The 17613-nt window shown below is 46.5% G+C and carries 18 protein-coding genes; 1 reads left to right on the top strand and 17 read right to left on the bottom strand.

Annotated features, from left to right (window positions below; genetic code table 11):
• Positions 1-28: 28 nt before the first annotated feature.
• From recG to DW677_RS04965, 3 genes are all read right to left on the bottom strand, one after another.
• A complete protein-coding gene (gene recG, locus DW677_RS04975) occupies positions 29-2104 on the bottom strand; it encodes an ATP-dependent DNA helicase RecG (RefSeq protein WP_278286990.1) in 2076 nt (691 codons plus the stop codon).
• A gap of 161 nt (positions 2105-2265) precedes the next feature.
• Positions 2266-3975 (bottom strand): DAK2 domain-containing protein, encoded by a 1710-nt coding sequence (locus tag DW677_RS04970; protein ID WP_117503879.1) that lies wholly within the window; start codon positions 3973-3975, stop codon positions 2266-2268.
• 16 nt (positions 3976-3991) lie between these two features.
• Positions 3992-4348 carry an Asp23/Gls24 family envelope stress response protein gene (locus DW677_RS04965; protein ID WP_015554579.1) on the bottom strand — a complete coding sequence of 119 codons (357 nt, stop codon included), beginning with the start codon at positions 4346-4348 and terminating at the stop codon, positions 3992-3994.
• Positions 4349-4653: 305 nt separating this feature from the next.
• On the opposite strand from DW677_RS04965, the gene rpmB reads away from it, so the two are divergent.
• The gene (rpmB, locus tag DW677_RS04960) at positions 4654-4839 is read left to right on the top strand and encodes a 50S ribosomal protein L28 (protein WP_015554580.1); all 186 of its coding nucleotides are present in this window, start codon (positions 4654-4656) and stop codon (positions 4837-4839) included.
• A 764-nt stretch (positions 4840-5603) separates the two neighbouring features.
• Here the strand turns inward: rpmB and DW677_RS04950 are convergent.
• The 14 genes from DW677_RS04950 to DW677_RS04890 all read right to left on the bottom strand — a co-directional run bounded on the left by DW677_RS04950 (position 5604) and on the right by DW677_RS04890 (position 17559).
• A complete protein-coding gene (locus DW677_RS04950; RefSeq protein ID WP_147324930.1) occupies positions 5604-6602 on the bottom strand; it encodes a DUF4367 domain-containing protein in 999 nt (332 codons plus the stop codon).
• Positions 6603-6605: 3 nt separating this feature from the next.
• Positions 6606-7139 carry a sigma-70 family RNA polymerase sigma factor gene (locus DW677_RS04945; protein WP_117469642.1) on the bottom strand — a complete coding sequence of 178 codons (534 nt, stop codon included), beginning with the start codon at positions 7137-7139 and terminating at the stop codon, positions 6606-6608.
• Between the two features lie 129 nt (positions 7140-7268).
• Positions 7269-7406, bottom strand: coding sequence for a hypothetical protein (locus tag DW677_RS18250; RefSeq protein WP_166462275.1), 138 nt, complete (start codon positions 7404-7406; stop codon positions 7269-7271).
• Positions 7407-7509: 103 nt separating this feature from the next.
• Complete coding sequence (locus DW677_RS04940) at positions 7510-9168, bottom strand: AAA family ATPase (RefSeq protein WP_117503873.1); 1659 nt, start codon at positions 9166-9168, stop codon at positions 7510-7512.
• Between the two features lie 99 nt (positions 9169-9267).
• Positions 9268-9669: a GerW family sporulation protein gene (locus tag DW677_RS04935; RefSeq protein ID WP_015554583.1), complete on the bottom strand. Its 402-nt coding sequence runs from the start codon at positions 9667-9669 to the stop codon at positions 9268-9270.
• A gap of 17 nt (positions 9670-9686) precedes the next feature.
• Entirely contained in the window at positions 9687-10853 is a 1167-nt protein-coding gene (locus tag DW677_RS04930) for a DUF2953 domain-containing protein (protein WP_117566587.1), read from the bottom strand.
• Positions 10850-11170, bottom strand: coding sequence for a hypothetical protein (locus DW677_RS04925; RefSeq protein ID WP_117469646.1), 321 nt, complete (start codon positions 11168-11170; stop codon positions 10850-10852). The genes DW677_RS04930 and DW677_RS04925 overlap by 4 nt, the downstream gene beginning before the upstream one ends.
• A 53-nt stretch (positions 11171-11223) precedes the next feature.
• Positions 11224-11961 carry a nicotinamide-nucleotide amidohydrolase family protein gene (locus DW677_RS04920; protein ID WP_021904975.1) on the bottom strand — a complete coding sequence of 246 codons (738 nt, stop codon included), beginning with the start codon at positions 11959-11961 and terminating at the stop codon, positions 11224-11226.
• A complete protein-coding gene (gene pgsA, locus DW677_RS04915; protein WP_015554586.1) occupies positions 11961-12503 on the bottom strand; it encodes a CDP-diacylglycerol--glycerol-3-phosphate 3-phosphatidyltransferase in 543 nt (180 codons plus the stop codon). The genes DW677_RS04920 and pgsA overlap by 1 nt, the downstream gene beginning before the upstream one ends.
• On the bottom strand, positions 12487-13824 hold the full coding sequence (gene rimO, locus DW677_RS04910) for a 30S ribosomal protein S12 methylthiotransferase RimO (RefSeq protein ID WP_117566586.1): 1338 nt from the start codon (positions 13822-13824) through the stop codon (positions 12487-12489). Before rimO ends, pgsA begins: the two co-directional genes overlap by 17 nt.
• 174 nt (positions 13825-13998) lie before the next feature.
• Positions 13999-14316, bottom strand: coding sequence for a DNA-directed RNA polymerase subunit omega (rpoZ, locus tag DW677_RS04905; RefSeq protein ID WP_015554588.1), 318 nt, complete (start codon positions 14314-14316; stop codon positions 13999-14001).
• A 90-nt stretch (positions 14317-14406) separates the two neighbouring features.
• Positions 14407-15033, bottom strand: a complete 627-nt coding sequence (gene gmk, locus DW677_RS04900) for a guanylate kinase (protein WP_117469648.1) — start codon at positions 15031-15033, stop codon at positions 14407-14409.
• A 16-nt stretch (positions 15034-15049) separates the two neighbouring features.
• On the bottom strand, positions 15050-15928 hold the full coding sequence (locus tag DW677_RS04895) for a YicC/YloC family endoribonuclease (RefSeq protein ID WP_117469649.1): 879 nt from the start codon (positions 15926-15928) through the stop codon (positions 15050-15052).
• A 230-nt stretch (positions 15929-16158) separates the two neighbouring features.
• Positions 16159-17559: a citrate:proton symporter gene (locus DW677_RS04890; protein ID WP_117566585.1), complete on the bottom strand. Its 1401-nt coding sequence runs from the start codon at positions 17557-17559 to the stop codon at positions 16159-16161.
• Between the last annotated feature and the right edge of the window lie 54 nt (positions 17560-17613).

Genomic DNA, 17613 nt, shown 5'->3' with positions numbered 1-17613 from the left:
TGTCTGTCCCGTACTATTTTCTTTCTCGTTACAGATTCAGTTTCTCATACTTCTCTTCCATAAAGCGGTCGAGACGTTTTTTCAATTCCTGATTCTCTTCCTCCTCCAGATCCTCATCCCGATCCAGAAGCCGGTTCACATCCTCGGAAACTTTCTTAAGAGTCACCGCGTCTGTGTAGATATCCGCCAGCCGGAACTCCAGATCGCCGCTCTGGCGTATCCCGAAGATATCACCGGGACCACGGAGCTTCAGGTCTTCGGAGGCAATATAGAAACCATCGTTAGACTTATTTAAGACATCAAGACGCCGGTTCTTCTCTTTATTGCCGGAGGCATTCACCATAATGCAGTAGGACTGCCTGTCTCCTCGTCCGACACGACCGCGAAGCTGATGGAGCTGCGCCAGACCGAACCTTTCGGCGTTCTCTATCATCATCACCGTGGCATTCGGCACATTCACCCCGACTTCTATGACCGTGGTGGAGACAAGAACCTGAATCTCCCCCGCAGCAAATTTTTCCATGATCTGATTCTTCTCTTTTCCCTTCATTTTCCCATGAAGATACTCCACTCGTATCCCCGGCAGGTGCTCTCTGAGAATCTTTGTATAATCCAGAACATTCTCAGCCTCGATCATCTCGCTCTCCTCCACCATCGGGCAGATCACATAGGCCTGTCGGCCATTTTTCACCTCATTTTCAATAAATCGGTATGCCCGGGGGCGATAGCTCTTATCCACCACACAGTTCTTTATGGGAAGGCGGTTCGCCGGAAGCTCATCAATAACGGAAATATCGAGATCCCCATACAGGATGATCGCCAGTGTCCTTGGAATCGGGGTAGCACTCATGACCAGCACGTGGGGCATCTGTCCCTTATTTCCGAACATCTCCCTCTGGGCAACACCGAACCGGTGCTGCTCGTCCGTGATGACGAGCGCAAGGTTGTCATAAACGACCTTCTCCTGGATCAGGGCGTGGGTGCCTATGATCATGTCTGCCTCATGGGAGGCAATTTTCCCATAGGCGATGCGTTTTTCCTTTGCCGTCATGGATCCGGTGATGAGAACCACATTTTTATCAACACCATGTTTTTCAAAAAGTTCTGTCACAGATTCGAAATGCTGCCTCGCAAGGACTTCCGTCGGAACCATAAGGGCTCCCTGATATCCATTCTCACAGACGGCCAGAAGCGCCAGTACCGCTATGATCGTCTTACCGGAGCCAACATCCCCCTGGATCAGCCGGTTCATGACAGAACCGCTTCTGAGGTCCTTCAGCACCTCCTCCAGCGTCCTCATCTGGGCATCTGTGAGCTTATACGGCAGCTCATTCAGAAGTCTTCTGCATTCGTCCTGCTTTTTTACAGAGAACAGGCTCTGCACATCCTGACGTTTATCCTTTAAACGGCGTACCGCCAGAAGGAAAAAGAAAAACTCATCATATACGAGGCGTTTTCTGGCAAATGTCAGATCTTCCTTATCCGCCGGGAAATGGATATGTTCGATCGCAAAATTATATTCCGCAAGCTCATTTGCGATCCTGAGACTTGCCGGCAGATAATCCCGTTCCAAAGTGCGGATCGCAAGGGCCTGTTCCACCGCGGAGGTGATCGTCTTATTCCCAAGTCCCTTCGTCTGGGCATATACGGGCCGCAGGCTGGATAAAAGTCCTTCGTATGCCTCCGGCTGAAACATCTGGGGCTGTTCCATCGTGAGTCCGTTCTTTTTACGGGTCACGCGTCCACGGAAAATAAAATGGCTGTCCGCCCGCAGGGTGTTCTTTAAATAAGGCATGTGATACCAGACAAGGCGTAATTTCCCCGTCATATCGCTTATGGTCGCCTGAACGATAGAGAGACCGTTTATATGGACTCCGGTGGCTCCTGTCTTTAAAAAACCTGCCACTGTCCCTGTCTCGCCCTCGGAGAGTTCCCCAATAGCCTGCGGTTTCCCATAGGTATCATATCCCTTTGGATAGTAATGGAGCAGGTCATCGACGGTGCGGATCCCGACTTTTTCAAAGAGTTTTGCGGTTTTTTCCCCGATGCCTTTTAAAGTCTCTATGGACTGGTCGTTTGCCACCTGTTTCACGCTCCTTTTTATCTTATCCTGCGGTGCAGTCCGCAGCACTCTAAGAGAATGCCGGAAATTTCCCGCTTTTTATCTCACTGAAAAAGCTGCCTCATCAGGTCTTTTGACCAAAGGGAGCAGCTTTTCTGTCGTTATTCATTTGCCGGGTATCGAACACCGCTGGCATTTCCCGCTTACTCTACAGAAAGCAGGTAGTAATAGATCGGCTGACCGCCGTCATTTAATTCAACTTCACAGTTCGGGAATGCTGTCTGCACTTTTTCTACAAGAGCCTCGGCATCCTCCTCCGTCACATCTTCACCAAAGTAGACACTGATCAGTTCGGATTCATCCTCCACCATGCGCTTTAAGGTCTCAAGAACGGTCTCATTGACGTTCTGTCCTACGGCAAGCATGCCGGAATCGCCGATTCCCATAATATCGCCCTCATGGATCTCCATTCCGTCAATGTTCGTGTTGCGGACTGCATAAGTGATCTGTCCGGTGTGGATCCGGCCCATCTCGGATGTCATATTCTCAAGGTTCTCCTCCGGGGAAAGATCCGGAAGGAAGTTGATGAGAGCTGCGATCCCCTGCGGTACGGTTTTGGACGGAACAACGAAGATCTTCTTATCTTCCACGAGGCTCTTTGCCTGTTCTGCGGCAAGAATGATATTCTTGTTGTTTGGAAGGATGTAGATCACGTCCGCATTTACCTTCTCGATGGCATTTAGCATATCCTCGGTACTCGGGTTCATCGTCTGTCCGCCCTCGATCAGGTAGTCAGCGCCAATTCCCTTGAAGATCTCACCGAGACCTTTACCGATGGAGACAGCGATGAAGCCGTACGGTTTTCTCGGCTCGTTGGATGCCGGAGCTTCCTCTTTTTTTGCCTCTGCCGGAGTTTCCGGAGTCTGGGCAACATTGGAAGCGTTCTGGATCAGACGCTCGTGGTGCTCCTCGCGCATATTGTCGATCTTCATTCTGGAAAGGGAACCGTAAGTCAGACCTTTCTCAAATGCAAGACCCGGATGGTTCGTGTGGACATGGACTTTGATAATATCGTCATCGGAAACTACAACGACGCAGTCACCGATGGACTCTAAATATCCCTTGAATTTCTGCTCCTCGTCCATATCGTAGGTTTTCTCCACGTTTACGATAAACTCGGTGCAGTAGCCGTACTTAATATCGGAAGTAGAAAGCTCATCACTTCCTGCAGCCACCTTCGGCTTTGTGGACTCTGTGTTTCCGGCTGCCGGCGCAGCGGTATCAAACGGAATCCCTCTTCCTAAAAGACCGTCAAGACCGCCCTTCATGACCTGCATAAGTCCCTGTCCGCCGGAATCGACAACGCCAGCCTGTTTTAATACCGGGAGCATCTCCGGAGTCTGGCTTAATACATAGTCGCCTTCCTCGATGACCTGGGTCAGAAAATCGATCACGTCATCTGTCTGTGTCGCAAGATCAACGGCCTTCTCAGCCATTCCCTTTGCCACAGTGAGGATCGTACCTTCCTTCGGCTTCATAACAGCCTTGTAGGCAGTCTCAGTTGCGCGGGTAAAGGCATTCGCCAGGCTTGTCACTGTAATTTCATTGGATTCCTTGATCTCTTTTGTGAAACCGCGGAATAACTGGGATAAGATAACGCCGGAGTTACCGCGGGCACCTCTTAAGGAACCGGATGAGAGAGCCTTCGCGATGGACTCCATTGTCGGATTCTCGATCGCAGCCACCTCTCTTGCTGCGGCCATGATCGTCATGGTCATATTCGTACCCGTATCACCGTCCGGAACCGGGAATACGTTTAATTCGTTAATCCATTCTTTTTTTGCCTCAAGGCCTTTCGCTGCGGCCAGAACCGCTTTCTGTAAGAGAGCGGCATCTACGGACTTTAATTCCATGGATTTTACTTCCTCCTTAATCTATCACTCGAACGCCTTCAACAAAGATATTGATCTTTTCAACCGGCATTCCCGTGAACTCTTCTACTTTGTATTTCACACTCTCGATCAGGTTATCCGCTACGGTCGAGATGCTGACGCCATAGGATACGATTACGTGGAAGTCGATCTCAATTGCATTGTCATTGATCGTTACATTGATTCCGTGAGTCAGGCTTTCTCTCTTTAAAAGCTTTACCAGACCGTCTTTCATACTTACTGCAGCCATTCCCACGATTCCAAAGCATTCTACCGCTGTCGTGCCGGCATAAAGAGCGATAACATCGGTGTCGATCTGGATCTGTCCCATTTTATTGTTAATACATCCCTTCATACGCTAAGCCTCCATTCCTACTGATTATAAGCGCCGTATCCTGATAAAAAGGCGCAAACGCCAATGATCCAGTCATTTCATAACAGAAACCGCCCGGCTCATTCGCGCAAAAGTTCCTTTATAATTGAACTTTAATAATCCTAATATACCATATCAAGTTTTCTCTGTCCATGGGATTCCACTTATTTTTCAAAAAAATGTGAAATCTCTAAAAATTTTGCTTGCAAAATATTTAATCTTCTGCTATGATATCCATGTTATGGATTTTTGCATCCAACCGTATGAATGATTAAGGAGGTGGAATCATGGCTAAATGTGCTATTTGCGAAAAGGCGGCTCACTTTGGTAATGGAGTAAGCCATTCCCATAGAAGATCCAATAAAATCTGGAACGCGAATGTAAAATCTGTAAAGGTTAAGGTTAACGGCGGCTCCCGCAAGATGTATGTATGCACTTCCTGCTTAAGATCCGGTCTCGTTGAGAGAGCTTAATCCTCCTTTTACAAGATAGGGAATCGAAATAAAGGCATCCTCAAATGAGGGTGCCTTTATTTTTCGTATCTATAAAACTTCTGTGAGCATCTATTATTAGTAGCTCGATCTTTTTATTCATTCTTTACCAGTATTCGCGACTTTCCATCGCAAAACCTATTATATTATCCGAAGGATATATGATATACTCTTGTTTCTGCACTCATATCCGAGTTATTGTCAGGCATTCCCTTACTTTTCTTTTTTTGCTTGGAGCATTAACGGAAATATTTCTATGCAGTATACTAATAACGGAAATATTTCACACATTTTCGTTGGAAATCCTTTATAATATAATAATAAACATGCTATCGATACACCAAAAGTGAAAAACAGAAGTTTTCTTTGATATTGTAGAAGTTCTATCCATAAAAAAAGCGCTATTAATATTATAGTTGCCATACAACCACTAGGAATATCCTTATCTAAATATAGCATATATGGAATTATTGTACCAAATAATATTAGAAAATACGAAAACCATTGAGTACGATTTGCATATATCCGTTTCCATATCATCGTCTGTATAATTTCTTGAAGCAATACAATTATAATTCTCGTTATTGTGAACTTTGTTTTTGCAAACAAGAAATGGACAATGGGTGTGATTATTAATAAAAAAAGCATGTATCACCTTCTTAATTAGATTTAGAAAAACTGATTTTTGCTTTACCTCCTTTATCTTTTTCATCTATATAACGGTCAAATGAGACTTTAGGGACATGTCAATTACAATAATTTATATTTTCCACAATTTTGAATACTTCATTAAATGGAAGTTCTGTGACAACGCTTATCAGCCATTCCCCTTCCTTAATCACACACATTCGGACTCCATCTTTTTCCCAATATAATACATTTTTCTCTCCGATCATACATGACTTTATTTCTGAATTCTCCGTATTATAATTATTTGACCCATTCCCAGGTGAAAATTGTATTGTAATACTGGTATTTTCTGAATTTTTATATCTGAATTTTTTCATTAATGGGAGATTGCTCTGATATACCAATTGATATCCATCTGGAATATAGTTAATCTGGAAAGAACCTAAATTATTCCCTTCCTCTATGACATGCTTATTTTGTATACCTTCCAACCCGATTTTAGAATACTTCGGATATGTCTCCACGATCCATTCCAAAATTTTTCCACGAAATTCCGCATTTGTGACCATTGCTGTTGAAAATCCGAGAGAAATTGCAAGAAAAACAGCTGCAGCCCGCAAAATTCCACGAAATAAATGATCTGTCGGTTGTTGTGTAATATGGATTTTCCGTAATTGTTTTCTGAAACGTCTAGAATACACATGTTGGATATCCTCTGTTGTATTTATCTCAGCCATTAGCTTTATCAGTGATATTGTGCATATCTGAGAAATGCTTTCTGGACATGCAAATATTTCTGGAGTACTTGTCCATTTTTGAAGGTAATTCAACATACTAATCCGCATTCCATGAGCATACGGAATCATGAGAATTTCATTAATCTGCGAGTCATCTAAGTGAAAAGCATAATAAAGATGAAATACAGCCTGTTCCGGGAATGGGAGTGCAAGAATTTTATTTGCTGCCTTATCCAAAATGTTTTTTCTAATTTCCCCTTCGTCAATCAATTTACTTTCTTTTGACATCACATTTTTGTAATTATCTAGACTCCTATCAGCTTGTGCCCACTCTTGATTCAATCTTTCTCGACAAACTTCTCTTAAAATACTTGTCACTTTTTACCTCTCAATTTCTTCCAGTTTTTTCTTCAGTTTTTTTATTGCCCGCTGGCTCCTCTTTTTAGCTGTCTCTTCCGAGATTCCCATCAGCACTGCGATATCTTTTAATGACATGTTACGACCAAATCGAAACATAAGAAGTGTTCGATCATTTTCTTCTAAATGTTCTAATGCCACCGCCAACTGCTCCTTCTTGAATTTTTCAAAGAAAGCTTCTTCTACTCCAGAATCCGTCCTTGTTTCATAAAACTCTTCCACCGGAATCATCTTTTTCTTCTTACGAAGAATATCATAGGATGCATTCTTTGCAATAATAACACTATAGGGAATCTGGTCGCGGCGTGGTAACTGGCTGATTTTTTCAAAATGTTCCATTATATTTAAAAATGCCTGTGCAACAGCGTCTTCCGCGTCTGTTTCTGATTGAAGCAACTGATAAGAAACTTTATATAAAAGGGTGTGATTTTCATTAAATAATTGTTCGATCCAAACCTGCTCATCTTCTGAAAAGGTGCATAATACTAAGAATAGCATAAATCCATCTCCTGTGCTTCTTGTTATTTATTTAATATATAAGGTGCAGTGCATTCAACAAGGGACAATATTTTGTTTGGTTTTTATGTCGACAAAAATAAGAATCTAATACTAACGGGCTTAATATTTTTACCCACAAAACAGATTATACCCCACGATCATCAGCGCCGCCGCCGTGAGTACAAGGAAAAATGTCGTCGGCAGCACTAACGCCCAGGTCATACCGAAACCTACGCAGAACAGCATAAGACCGCATAATCGCTTCATACCCATTCTCCCAAAAAGGAATGTCTATGACAGATTATGCGGTCTTTTAGATAATGATTCGCAACAGTTCTGTATCTTTCCAGTAATCATGAATTTCACGAGTTCACGAGTGAATTTTCTTTACCAGACAGCGTTTCTTATAGAAAGAAATTCCATAGCAGAGAACCTGATCATAGCTGTCTTCAAACTCTTTTGCATACATGCGTTCATCGATCTGGCGCAATGCCGTTTCACAGCTTTCTTCCATTTTCTCAAGTGCGGCAGAACACTTAACCTCAAAGACAGCGAGCCGTCCGTTTTCCGAATCGCATACGATCACATCACTCCGTCCCTCACCGTGTTCTCGGTTGGATTCCACCATATACCCCGCACCGGCGAAGATTCCAGCAAGGAATGCATGATAAAAATCTTCTTTATAATCATGATAGCTGATGGTCATTCTCAACAGCGTGCTCATCTCACGCGTCAAAAGTTCACTGTCACCATTCCATACTGCATGGAACAGAGTTCTTCGGTCAGTTCCTTTCGCTTTGTCCTGAAACCACTTTACGACAGTCGACTCGAAGATCTCCCGGATCTCCGCGTTCGGAATCATAAGTTTTGTAGTCTGATCTTCTCCGCGAACCCCTGTCAGATAGCCGGTCAGATAAAGAATGCTCCACAAATTTTCTTCTGAGGAGTGCAGAAGATCGTATGTGAGGTTTTCTTCAACCTTCTGTGAGATCGTTCCTCCCGCTAACAATGTTTCCAGTTTTCCGGTAATACTGCTCCCCGAATAATCGATAAAGGAGCGGATGATTGCGTTATCGCTCGTATTCTTCCAGTAACTCGCAGGTCTTGCCTTCGGATCGTTCGAAAGATCAAACAGGTAATTCATCACATCCCACGGACAATATACATCAAAATCGCCAAAATGATATCCGTCATACCAGTATTTCATCGCCTCTGCATGATCTTTGGCATCCGCATCCCGTAAAATCCTGTCTACATCATCTTGCGTAAATCCAAAGTATTCATTCAGCCTGGAAGAAGTGATCGTATCTGACACGAAATTATTTGTTCCGGTGAAAATACTCTCTTTCGCGATCTTCAGGCAGCCGGTAATGATTGCAAATTGAAGGGCATTGTTGTCTTTTAATGCAGTGCTCATCATTGCTTTCACTACTTCTAACATTTCCTGATAATAATGGTGATTGCTCGCCTTGGCCACAGGAACATCATACTCATCCAGCAACAGCACCACTTGTTTTCCATAATGATCACTCAGCATTCGCATGAGAAGAGAGAGACTTTTCTTGATTCCGGTCGTACCGGCTTCGCCTTTTAAGATACGGCGAAAAGCTTCTTTGTCATAATCATTTACATTTTCGCTGTCCAGAAGGTCTGTATATTTTCGAAATAATTCAGCAATCGTTGCTTCCAACATTCCGTAGGCACTATCGAAAGTCAGGCCATCCACATCTTTAAACGAAAGGAAGATCGTCGGACACTGATTCATCCATTTCTGACAGAGCGCCGAAGCATTCATGATCCCCAGTCCCTGAAACAATACCGCACTGTCTTTTCGGATACTAAAGAAATTTTCCAGAGTACTCATCCCCAATGTCTTTCCGAATCTCCTTGGACGGGTAATCAGTGTCACTTTTACTGCCTGAGCCTTTAATACCTCGGCAATAAGGCCTGTCTTATCGACATAATAATATCCGTTCTGCCGGATCTCAGCAAAATCAGAAATTCCTACCGGGATATTTAAATGTGTCACGCTTATTCCCTCCTCTCATACCCCGAAATCGTTAAAACCATTTTATCATAAATGGCGTTCAGATACAACAATTCCCCGGATCACTCCGAGGAATTGTGTTCATTTCTCTTTCTCCATCTCAGCTGCCATCTTCTCCGCTTTTGCCGCCGCGTCCGGAGTAATATCATTGCCGCCGGTGAAGCGGTTTACGATATCCGGGACCATGTCGAGGACTTTGGTGACTGCATCCTGATGTTTGATATTGACGAGCTTTGTCATGCCGTTCTGGATCACAAGGATAGCGCTGGGGCTCATCTTCGCGCTCATACCGCCGCCGCCATTTGTCTTTGCTGATTGTGCAAAGGAACCGGCTGCCATGCCGCAGGTCACATCCACAAGCGGGATGATCGTCGTGTTCTCATCCACCTTCACAGGCTCGCCCACAACGGTTTTTGATGTAATGAAATGATCCATCCCCTTAAACAGTGCGTCCACGGTAGATGGAAACTGATTTTCTGCCATACCGATTCCTCCTAAATCTATGCTTTTTTCGTCCCAGAATCTCTTTTCCTCAAGAAACGAAGTAATCTTCTGAAATCTTTACTGATAAACAGTCTTGCTGCCGTCCAGAGCGGATACCACAGGGCGATCCGCCCCTTAAAATGAAGTTCTCCGTCAAGCGCCGTTCCGGTGAAATCCGGCTCCAGAGTCAGCGTTCTGGCGTATAAGCCGTAAAACGGACTGACCGCCGCGAGAACCTGCCCCGTATCGTAGGGATCATCGAAACCGAAGCGAATCCGTCCCTGCACCTTTTTCGGAAGAACGTAGCGGACAAGTTTTTTTGTGCGCTTCCAGACAAGGTGAAACGCTTTCTGGTTCTGCCCGTCGTGCCAGAACATCGAGATGCTGTTCCAGGTCTTTTCCAGAGAAATTTTCTTCTTTGATATCCCATCGGCCAGCTTCCGGATCTTTCCGGGCAGTTCCCGGATTCTATTCCAAAGAGTTCGGGCTTTTTTTATAAGCCGAGCCAATTTTTCTTTGATCTTCGCACCGAAACAGTTCTTAACCTTCTCCACACGCTCCTCTTTCTCAAAGGGTTCCTTAAAATTTTCCTTTGAGGAGTTTTTCAAAGCACCCGCCGGCAGTGCGCTGGGAGAAGAAGATTCATTCGATCCTGAAACAAGCTCCGTTGCATGGACAACAAGTTCATCATCTTCCGCAGGGACAGCCGTCCTGTCATCCCCGGCAGTTTTTTTCTCTTCCGCTTTCGATGTCTCCGCAACTGTTTCCAAAGGTATTTCCTGCTGCTCGTTTTCAGTTAAAACAGATACCTCTGTGTTTCTGATTTCAGAATCATTTTCTGACAGTACCGGTGTTTTTTCAAAGTCCGCAAAAACCGGCTCCGTTTCTGATTTTGTTTTTTGTTCTTCCTCATCCTCCGGCGGCCACAATCTCACATCAAACAGCTTAAACCACAGCACCCGCCCGGATATATCCGCGTGTTCGTGATAACTCACCCGGATCCGCACGAGATGTAGAAGCCAGCTCACCGCCGCCTCCCCGTCCGGTTTTCCTTCAAATAAGACATCCGCCCGGTACCGGACCGGAACAAACAGGATGAGCAGAACTGCTGTGAGCAGCAGTGCCAGGATCACCAACAGGATGATCCCGATGACCTTTAAGATCATCAGCAATATATGGATCACTCGCAGCACCCCTTTCCGAAAAGAAAGGAGTTCACATCATACCCGCCGGTCTTTTTGTATGCCTCGCAGATGATCCGCCCCGCAAGCGCCGCCGCATCCTCAAAATCCGCAGCGATCCCTACGATCAGAAGATCCTGCTTTTCATAGTAAGGAAGCTTTAATGTCAGCGCCGGATAGATATCTAAAAGGTTCCGCTCCCCAGCCGCCGGAGTCAGGACATAAAAGCCCATTGGTCTTCCATTCCGGACCGCCTGGATCGTTTCGTATCTGTGCTTTTTCGCTTTTTCCCCGACATACAGTTTTTCATACCAGCGCATGATTCACCTGCTCATCCCTTAATATTTATGACCAGATCCCGCCTGGACCCGGTCTACTGTCTGGATCTGATGATCATTCTTCTCAAAAGGTCCAGCGCCGTGACCGCGGCATGTTCCCGGATCTCCTGTCTTGTACCGTTGAAGTGGCATTCCTCCACAATCACTTCGTCCTTCATGCAGCAGGAAACGTATACGAGTCCCACCGGCTTCTCCTCTGTTCCACCGTCCGGACCAGCAAGCCCCGTTACAGCAACACAGGCATCCGCATCAGCCGCGAGAACACCGCCGAGTGCCATCTCCCTTGCAGTCTGCTCACTGACTGCCCCGTATTTTTTTAAAGTTGCCTTGCTGACATCGAGGATCTTTCTCTTTGATTTGTTCGAATATGTGATATAACCCTGATCAAATACGTCAGACGCACCCGGCACGTTGATGATCTTTGCAGCCACCATGCCGCCGGTGCAGGACTCCGCCGTTGTCACCGTGAGTCCGTACTTTGTGAGGAGGCGCACAACGGTCTCTTCCATCGTCTCATTCTCTTTCGTGGAATAATACATGTCACCCAGTGCCTTTTTGATCTCCTTGGCAACAGGTTTTAACGCCGCCTTGGCGGACTCCTCATCCTCCGCCTGTGTCTCCGCGAGAACATGGACATCTTTTCCGCGGCGTCTCGTGTAGATCACGACAGCGCCGCCGCACTTTAAGAGGTCCTGAAGCTTTTCCTTTACTTCCGTCTCGCTTTTTCCGTAAATTTTAAATATCTGGGCATAACCCTGTTCTGTTCGAATCATCACATTTTTCCTTCCGTAAGAACGCCGGCGTTCTTCACAATGTAGTCAACAAGTGAAATTACTGTCAATGCAAGAGCGATCCAGACAATGATCGTCGTCAAAGTTGACAACGCCGGAATATTAAAGATCAGAAGAACCACCCCGATCATCTGGAATGTGGTCTTAAATTTTCCCCAGTAGCTCGCTGCGATGACAACACCGTTGTCGGATGCCACCAGACGGAAGCCGCTGATAATGAACTCACGGCTGATAATGATGATGACCATCCAGGCCGGAAGCTCACGAAGCTCGATCATACAGATCAGTGCGGAGCAGACAAGCAGTTTATCCGCCAACGGATCCATAAATTTTCCAAAATTTGTTACCAGATTATACTTTCTCGCGATCTTTCCGTCCAGCATATCGGTCAGGCTCGCGATGATAAAGAGCGCCGCCGCCACATAACGCATGTTCTGGTTTGCGCCGCCGTCATAAAGAAGCGCGGCTACGAAAAACGGGATCATGATCACTCGTAATATTGTCAGTTTATTCGGTAAATTCATCCTCTGCCTCCCCTATCAGATCGTATTCGGACGCGCCTGTGACGCGTACCTTAAGGAAATCTCCGGACATCAGGGAAAGTCCGGTGTTTACAAAGATAAGTCCATCCACGTTCGGGCTGTCCATGTAGGTACGTCCGACGTAGGCATTCTCGTCAGCAACCTTGCCCTCGATCATGACTTCAAGGGTACGTCCCTTCATCGCCTCGGACTTCTCGAAAGCGATCTCCTGCTGGAGTTCCATGATCTCATCGCGGCGATCCTGTTTTACCTCCTCCGGAACCTGGTTCTCAAAGCTGAAAGCCGGAGTATCTTCCTCCGGGGAGTAAGCAAATACGCCGAGACGGTCAAATTCCATATCATCGACAAACTGCATCAGGATCTCGTGGTCTTCCTCCGTCTCACCCGGGAATCCGGAAATCAGGGTGGTGCGGAGCGCAATGTCCGGGATCTCTTTTCTGAGTTTCGCGATCAGCCCTCGGATCTCTTTGTTGTTGGTTCTTCTGCCCATCCTCTTCAACACAGCATCGCTTGCGTGCTGGATCGGGATATCCAGATAGTTACAGACTTTTTCTTCAGTTTTGATCGTCTCGATGAGCTCGTCGGTGATCTCCTCCGGGTAGCAGTACTGGAGGCGGATCCACTGGATACCGGACACGGCCGCCAGACGTCTTAAAAGCTCTGGAAGCTTCTTCTCGCCGTAAAGGTCTTTTCCGTAAAGGGTGGTCTCCTGCGCAACAAGGATCAGCTCTTTCACACCTTTCTCCGCGAGTTCTTCCGCCTCTCTTACAAGCTGTTCCATCGGAACACTGCGGTATTTTCCGCGAAGATACGGGATAATACAGTAGGTGCAGCGCTTGTCGCAGCCCTCCGCGATCTTTAAGAACGCATAGTGCCCACCTGTTGTGATAAGGCGCTCCGTAGCCGTGCTCACCGGTGCATCGATGCTTTCAAAGATTTCCGGTGTCTCGCCGTCCATAACCTCCCTGATCGCTGCTCCTACAGCCTCATAGGATGTCGTTCCGAGTATCGCGTCTACCTCCGGGATCTCATCGATGATCTCCTGCTTGTAGCGCTGCGCGAGACAGCCTGTGACGATCAGTGCCTTTAAACGACCGTTTTTCTTTAACTCCGCCATCTGGAGGATCGTGTTGATGCTCTCCTCTTTTGCGTCTCCGATAAAGCAGCAGGTGTTTACAACAACGATATCTGCCTCATTCTCGTCATCGACAAAGGAATATCCCTCTTTTCCGAGGATTCCCAGCATTTTTTCCGTATCCACAAGGTTTTTATCACAGCCCAGTGATATGAAAAGTAAATTCATTCTGTTCGTATTTCCTTTCTGTGCGTAACTGCCGCCAGAACCGACCGGCTCATAAACTCCGGACTGCCAGCGAAAAAAAGAGGAAACTTAAGCCCGATTCAGCCGTTTTCCTCCTTTTCTTTCATATTTCCGGCCATGGCCGGACTGAAAGCCGGACCACAACCGGGAACCTGTTTATTCCTCAGCGTACTCTTCTTCTTTTTTGATCTCTTCCGGAGTTCTGTCTTTTACTTCGAAATCTGTCTCGATCTCCGGCTCCTCATCCTCTGTGAGGATCTTTACCTTCTGCTCATAGAGCTCCTGAACAGCGGTGGAGAGCGGTTTCTTTCCTGCAGCGCCTGCAACTAACGGCTCGTCACCTGCGATGAGCTGTCTCGCACGCTTGGATGCTGCGATAACGATGGAATAACGGCTCTGGACTACCGGCTGCTCGCCCGGCTCAACGTCGCTGTTTACGGCTTCAATTAAGTCTGTATAAGACGGATGTAACATAAAATATGCCCCTTTCAGATCATGAAATTAAAAAGTTCTTAAATATCTGAAGTATCCGGTTTTACACATGGTATTTTTCGGATACATTCTTTATTTTGTCATATCGTGCAGCTCCTGCTTCATTCTCGCCACGAGGTCTGTGTTCGCAGACTCTTTAAAGTGGCTGGAACGGATCAGGCTGTGAAGGTCTTCCACACAGGTGTCCACATCGTCGTTGACAACGATATAGTCGTAGGAATCCATTCCATCGGACTCCTCCGCGGCACGGCGGAGACGTTTCTCGATTACTTCCGCACTTTCCGTTCCGCGTCCGATCAGACGTTTTTTTAAGTCTTTTGCGGTCGGAGGAACGATAAATACGAGAAGGGCGTCCGGGAACTTCTTCTTGATATTCAACGCTCCCTGAATCTCGATCTCAAGGATCACGTCTTTTCCCGCAGCCATCTTATCTTCCACATATTTTCTGGGTGTTCCATAATAATGGTCCACATAGCGCGCGTGCTCGATCAGCTCATCGTTTCTGATCATATCCTCAAACTGGGATTCTGTGAGGAAGAAATACTCTCTTCCGTTTTCCTCACCCGGTCTCGGGCTTCTTGTTGTGGCCGATACAGAAAGCGCGTAGTTATCATATTTTTCTAAAAGCGCCTTCATCACGGTTCCTTTTCCGGCTCCTGAGAACCCGGAAACTACAACAAGGACTCCTTTTGTCTGCATTACAAATGCCCCCTGATCATTCAATATTCTGGATCTGCTCTCTTACCTTTTCGACCTCAGTCTTTAAGAGGATCGCGCGGTCAGAGATCTCAAGATCCGTAGATTTCGAGAGGATCGTATTTGCCTCCCGGTTCATCTCCTGGGCGATAAAATCGAGCTTTCTTCCGACACTGCCGCCGGCCAAAAGTTCCTTCTTCATTCCCTCGATGTGGCTTCTCAAACGGACGGTCTCCTCATCCACACAGATCTTATCGGCAAAGATCGTAACCTCCGTCGCGATCCTGGAATCGTCCACAGAGGCGGAAGCGAGAAGTTCTTTCACCTTGTCCTCTAACTTCTGGCGGTACTCCACGATCACCTTTGGGGAACGCTCCTCGATAAAATCAACTAATTCCAGCATATGGTCAAGCTTTCCGATCAGGTCGTTCTTTAAATTCTCTCCCTCGCGGATCCTGGACTCCACAAAGCCCTCGCAGGCCTTAAGTAAAGCATCCTTTAAGAGTTCCCACATATGCTCTTCGTCCTCCGGAACCTCCTCCATCGTGAGGACCTCCGGACACCTTGCCAGCATAGACACTTTTACGTCGTTGTCGATGCCGAAATCATCGGACATCTTTTTAAAGCTGTCCATATATTCCTGCGCAAGGGATCTGTTATATTTGAGGAATACCTTCGCATCGGTATAATCCTCGTAGGTTACAAATATATCTACCTTTCCCCTCTGGATATGATCCTTTAAGAGGGTACGCATGGATGCCTCGAAGTAATTGAATTTCTTCGGCATCTTAATTCCCAGATCCAGATACCGGTGGTTTACCGCCTTTATCTCTACTGAAATCTTACACTCGTCCGTCACCATCTCGTGGCGGCCGAATCCGGTCATGCTCTTAATCATCAGACATGCCTCGCTTTCCCATAGATAACTTTTATTATACGGCAAATAAAAAATACAGTCAACCAGATTCTGTAAATCAAAAGATTTATGAACGGGAACCTTATGAACAGGAAAACACCCCGGAGATCCGATCGAAGCTCCGGGGTGTTTGAAAAGAGGGTAGTTTGCAGCCGTCTGTGGGGTAAAAAGAGCGGCCGCTCTATTCTATCTGAATTCAAGAAAATTGTCGTTTATAACGGAAGGATTCCGATCAGTACTGCAAACAGCATGCAAAGGATCGAGAAGATCCATACATAACCGAAGCTGGCCTTGATGTGATCCTTGATGTCCACATCGGCAAGTCCGATACCAAGCAGAGTTGCCGGTACCATCGGGCTGATGAAGGTTGCGCAGTTACGGCAAACAACCATTGCAACGGCGATCGGGAATGCCTCAACTCCGAAGGAAGCACCGATTGCGATCATGACCGGGAGCATTCCATAGAAATAGGAATCGGTATCAAAGCAAAGTGCAAGCGGAACGGAAAGGATACCGATCACAAGCGGTAAGTGCTGGCCAAGTGCTGCTGGGAGGATCATGGAAATGATGCTGGCCATGTTGGATACAACGGAGGTCTTCATCATCTCTACGCCCGGCTTTGCGATCGCAGCGGCACCGCTTGCGTTAAAGCCATATACAAGGACACCCATAAGGACTGCAGCGCCCATCAGAGTGGAACACATCATAAGCGCCGGACCCGCATGGCGGTTGATCATCTTCTTCTGAAGCTTGATCGGTGTATAGTTTACAAGAAGAGCTGCCGCCACACCGAGCATGAACGGGAAATAGCTTGGGAACTGATCCCATACAAGCATAGCGATAACTGCGATGGTCAGGCAGATATTGAAAGCGAAAAGCTTCGGTCTCGCATACTCATTCTCGTCCTTCTGATGCTGTACTTCTTCTGCAGCGTCCTCAGAAGCTGCTTCCATTGCAAGCTTTCCGTTCAGACCGGCGCCTCTCTTCTTCTCCTGAATACCTGCAAACACCGCATGTGCCAGGCAGAGAATGATTCCAAAGATCTGGATCGGGATCAGACCGCCCCAGAGCTGTCCTGCCTCCATACCGAGAACAGATGCTGCACGCATGGTCGGACCGGCCCATGGCATCAGGTTTAATACACCCATTGCAAGAACAGCTACGCGAAGGAGTGTTGTCGGTCTCATATGCATCTTTTTGTAGACCGGAAGCATGGACGGAACAACGATCAGGAATGTGGATGCTCCGCCGCCGTCAAGATGACCGATCAGGGCAATAACCGCTGTCATGACGGTCACACCGATCACATTGTCACCGACGCACTTCATAAGCTTGTCGATAATTACATCAAACATACCGGCATCTGTCATGATTCCGAAGAACAGGACAGAGAACACAAACAGGGCTGCGGTCGGGCCGGTGCTTTTAAATCCGCCTTTGATCAGGTCTCCGATCTCACCGATGGTGTAATATCCACCAAGGACAAGAATGAGACCAAGGATCGATGGGAAAATGATGAATGCCATACTTGGCATGGTCTTGCTCTTAAAAAGGGTTATAACGATCGCAATGATACAGACAAACCCTAAAATACCTACTGTTAATTCTGACATATGTGTGATCCCCTATACTTTATTATTTGTCCGGCCGGAATCTGAAGCTTCCGG

The organism is Clostridium sp. AM25-23AC (assembly GCF_003435125.1).
GTDB lineage: Bacteria > Bacillota > Clostridia > Lachnospirales > Lachnospiraceae > Pilosibacter > Pilosibacter fragilis.
The sequence above is the reverse complement of the archived record's forward strand: the minus strand, read 5'-3'. Positions and strand labels throughout refer to the sequence as shown.

Coding starts and splice junctions, on each gene's coding strand:
- DW677_RS04970 (WP_117503879.1), bottom strand. CDS start 3,975: ATGGAATTAAAGTCCGTAGATGCCGCTCTCTTACAGAAAGCGGTTCTG.
- DW677_RS04965 (WP_015554579.1), bottom strand. CDS start 4,348: ATGAAGGGATGTATTAACAATAAAATGGGACAGATCCAGATCGACACC.
- rpmB (WP_015554580.1), top strand. CDS start 4,654: ATGGCTAAATGTGCTATTTGCGAAAAGGCGGCTCACTTTGGTAATGGA.
- DW677_RS04945 (WP_117469642.1), bottom strand. CDS start 7,139: ATGCTATTCTTAGTATTATGCACCTTTTCAGAAGATGAGCAGGTTTGG.
- DW677_RS18250 (WP_166462275.1), bottom strand. CDS start 7,406: ATGAAGCGATTATGCGGTCTTATGCTGTTCTGCGTAGGTTTCGGTATG.
- DW677_RS04935 (WP_015554583.1), bottom strand. CDS start 9,669: ATGGCAGAAAATCAGTTTCCATCTACCGTGGACGCACTGTTTAAGGGG.
- DW677_RS04925 (WP_117469646.1), bottom strand. CDS start 11,170: ATGCGCTGGTATGAAAAACTGTATGTCGGGGAAAAAGCGAAAAAGCAC.
- DW677_RS04920 (WP_021904975.1), bottom strand. CDS start 11,961: ATGATTCGAACAGAACAGGGTTATGCCCAGATATTTAAAATTTACGGA.
- pgsA (WP_015554586.1), bottom strand. CDS start 12,503: ATGAATTTACCGAATAAACTGACAATATTACGAGTGATCATGATCCCG.
- rimO (WP_117566586.1), bottom strand. CDS start 13,824: ATGAATTTACTTTTCATATCACTGGGCTGTGATAAAAACCTTGTGGAT.
- rpoZ (WP_015554588.1), bottom strand. CDS start 14,316: ATGTTACATCCGTCTTATACAGACTTAATTGAAGCCGTAAACAGCGAC.
- gmk (WP_117469648.1), bottom strand. CDS start 15,033: ATGCAGACAAAAGGAGTCCTTGTTGTAGTTTCCGGGTTCTCAGGAGCC.
- DW677_RS04895 (WP_117469649.1), bottom strand. CDS start 15,928: ATGATTAAGAGCATGACCGGATTCGGCCGCCACGAGATGGTGACGGAC.
- DW677_RS04890 (WP_117566585.1), bottom strand. CDS start 17,559: ATGTCAGAATTAACAGTAGGTATTTTAGGGTTTGTCTGTATCATTGCG.